Origin of the sequence: Microcystis sp. LE19-10.1B, from assembly GCF_027530565.1 — a bacterium.
In the GTDB taxonomy this organism is placed as follows: domain Bacteria; phylum Cyanobacteriota; class Cyanobacteriia; order Cyanobacteriales; family Microcystaceae; genus Microcystis; species Microcystis aeruginosa.
In genome coordinates this window covers 1-3,463 of record NZ_JAPZQM010000260.1, presented here as the reverse complement: position 1 = coordinate 3,463, position 3,463 = coordinate 1, and the positions used below count along the sequence as shown (strand labels likewise).

General features: G+C 46.6%; 1 protein-coding gene and 1 pseudogene. One reads left to right on the top strand and one right to left on the bottom strand.

Annotated features, from left to right (window positions below):
- Positions 1–142: 142 nt before the first annotated feature.
- Positions 143–1,681: pseudogene (locus tag O9332_RS09420) on the top strand (CHAT domain-containing protein); the annotation flags it as partial.
- A 311-nt stretch (positions 1,682–1,992) separates the two neighbouring features.
- Here the strand turns inward: O9332_RS09420 and O9332_RS09415 are convergent.
- The gene (locus O9332_RS09415; protein WP_004159611.1) at positions 1,993–3,180 is read right to left on the bottom strand and encodes a glycosyltransferase; all 1,188 of its coding nucleotides are present in this window, start codon (positions 3,178–3,180) and stop codon (positions 1,993–1,995) included.
- Positions 3,181–3,463: the final 283 nt, after the last annotated feature.

The following is a 3,463-nucleotide window of genomic DNA, read 5'->3' as shown; positions in this document are numbered from 1 at the left end:
TCTTTCCGAAAGTCCTTGACTTGTTTTAGTTTTTCTATTAAGCTCAACATATCTTTCAAAAGTTCGCGTTCACTTCTCATTTTACCTGACAGTGATCGCTTTTACTTTTGATATTCTGATGGGAGAATGAAACAGCCCTAGCGTTCCCCCAGAGATCCAAGCCTGGTATCAGCAGGTTAAGGAAAGCCGTCAGATCCAATCCCAACTCCGTCAAAACCCCCTCGACCAGCCCGGATTCACCCAGAAACCCCAACCCTACCCCATCGGTAACACCCGCGCCAGCTTTGCCACAGAACAACTCCAGGCCGCCGAAGCCGCCGAACGTCAAGCCTGGGACGCTCTCTACCGCTTTGATGCCATCACCGCCCAACTTCAGCAACCCCAACCCCAACCCCGACTCGATGAACTAACGGCGCTGCTTCCATCCCCCCAGACTGCCCTCCTCAGCTTCTATACCACCGCCACCCATACCCACATCTTTGTCCTGCGTCGCCCCGCCCAGGATGGCGGGGAATGGGTCAACTGCCACACTATTCCCAATCCCCCGGAGTCCGCCAACGACTTGCAAAACTGGCTGGTCGTCAACTGGGTTATCCCCTACATTGCGATTAATCAAGCAGAGACCCCCCAATCCCGCCAGCAGCGTCGGCATGAGTGGCACCAAGCTATGGCCACTCGTCTGCAAGAACTGGCAACCCGCCTGCAATTCGATACCCTCATCCAACAGCACCTCCAGGGCATCACTGAGTTAATTCTGATTCCCCACCTGTTCCTGCACCAAATTCCCTTCGACCTTCTACCCACCGCCGAAGGTCAACTACTGGGCGATCGCTTTCGCCTTCAGTTTGTCCCCAGTACGAAAATTCTCGGACTGTGCCAAGAGCGATCGCAACCCACTCCCCACACCCTGGGGATTGTGGAAAACACCACAGAGGATTTGCCCTATACTCCCCTAGAGTGTGAGTGGGTCGCCCAAACCTGGAATGTGCCTCGCCAACGGCGGCTACAGGGGCGCACAGTCACCCCCGACTCTTATCTGCAACTGCTGAAACAATTGCAGGCTTTGCTCTCCAGCCACCACGCCACCAGCCGCCCCGATGATCCCCTCAACTCCCACCTCGTCCTAGACGGGGGGCAAAAAGTCACCCTCCGGGATTTACTTAGTCCCCTGTGGCGTTTTCCCGAATTGTCGGAAGTGTTTCTCTCCTGTTGTGAAACCGGTCTCAGTTTTGCCACTTCCCGAGATCAAGAGGGAAAGCTGCGACGGGAATTACTGGACGAACCCCTCAGCTTAGGTACAGGCTTTCTGCTGGGGGGCGCTCGTGCTGTGATTAGTAGTCATTGGGCGGTGACTGATCTAGCTACGGCGCTGTTTTCGCGGGAGTACCATCGCGCCCGGCGGGCCGGAGAGGAACGTTTAACGGCTCTACATCAGGCTCGTCAAGCGTTGCGGGAGACTTGCCAAAAAGACTGGCGGGACCGTTTGACAGTCGATTATCAGCAGGCTTATCAGACTTGGCAACAAATGCGCCAAACTAAGGATCCCAACGTCAATGCTGCTCAAGCCAATTATCAGAAAATCGGCGAATTGATCAAGTGGCTCGACGAATTTGCTCCCGACGCAGTGCCTTTTCAGGATTATCGTTACTGGGGGGCGTTCTATTGTCTGGGACTTCCTTAAAATTATGAATTATTTCCTTGTTGCAAGTAAAACGTAGGGTGCGTTAGACGGCGACAATCTCTGCTTAAACTTAAATCTAACAATCCGTCGTAACGCACCACACCTATCATTAATTTAACTTTATTATAACATATAATTAATTTGCAAGAGTTCTTATCTATCATTAATTTATTTGATGCGTTACGCTATCGCTAACGCACCCTACTACTAATTATTGTACTGTAAAAGGATAATGCTGGGTTTTTAAAGGTTCCAATTTTAACAGGTCAAAAGTCCTATTTTAAAAGGGTTTTACCATTATTCAGCAATCCCTAATTAGGATAAACTCGCCCTTTCCAACCCCCCCCTTGACCGCGCCAATAACGCAGGGCAGAATCGACGGTCATTAAACTATAAAAGAGGGCAATTAGGGGTAAAGTTAAAGCCCGCAGGGGGGATAATTTATATAGTCTTAAAGTCGGGCTATAGGAGAGGGCGATTAGTAATAAGGTGACGGCGCTAATTATGATAATTGATGTTTCTTTTAAGACCAATCCCCAGATTAAGCCCAAGGGGGCGGCTAAATAGGTTAAAAACATCCCGAAAATTGTGCCAATTAACCAAAGTGTTGAGTAATTTAGTTGCGTAAATGCGGTGCGGGCTACCATATTCCAAATGCTTGCTAAATCCGGATAGGGACGGAGACTATAGGTGCTTTCTGTTAATCCTAACCAGATGGAACTCTCGTTATTTTCTGGGTGATTTTGCAGATATTTTTTAACCGCAATCGCCAAAGAACAATCATCAATTAAAGCTTGTTTAAGAATCTCAATACCGCCAATTTTTTCTAGGATATCTCGGCGAATTAAAATGCAACCCCCGGCGGCGGCTGCTATCGGGGAATTAGGATTATTAACTAGGGGAAAAGGATAGAGTTTCTCGAAGAAAAAAACAAAGGCAGGAATGAGAAATTTTTCCCAAAAACTGTCACAGCGTAGCAACACCATCAGGGAAACTAAAGCTTGTTTTTCTTGTACTGCTTTAGTAACTAATTGGGTTAAATTATCCGGTGGGTGGGCAATATCAGCATCGGTGAACAGAAAATAATCGGGTGCAAATTTCTCGGTAGCCTCTGTTATTCCCTGTTTCATTGCCCATAATTTACCCGTCCATCCTATCTCTAAAGGCTGTCCAGAAATAATAGTTATCTGTTCAGATTTATGAGATTTATCGGCAATTTTTTGGGCAACTTTCCCCGTGTCATCACTGCTTTGATCGTCAATTAAAATAATGGAAAATTCGCCTTGATAATCTTGGTTAAAGAGGGAAGCTAAACTGATGGGTAAAACGTCGGCTTCGTTTCGTGCGGGGATAATTGCCGAGACTTTTGGATAATTTGTTAAGGGAGAAGTGACAGAATTAATTTTTTGGTTAGATAGCCAAAATTGTCCCCTGGCTAAGATTAAATATAACCAAATTATTAGCGATAGGAAAGTAACTAATAATAATAAAAATGTCATAAGCTAGTCGGCTTTCGATGAGGGAATAGGGAACAGGTCAAAAAGAGTAAGTAGGTAGGTGTTAAAAGTTGTCAGACACCCCCCTTATCAAGGGGGGATCAAGGGGGGATCCCCCCGCCTATCGGCACCCCCCTGATCAAGGTAGGGCTGTTTCATTTAAATTAAGTATAGCTGATTTTGAGTCAATAAATTTGACCGAAGATTCTCAAGTTTATCTTGTTCTAACCAAAAGAGTTAGTCACAATAACTAATCTTTAATCCTCTGCCAAATTTATTATGAATA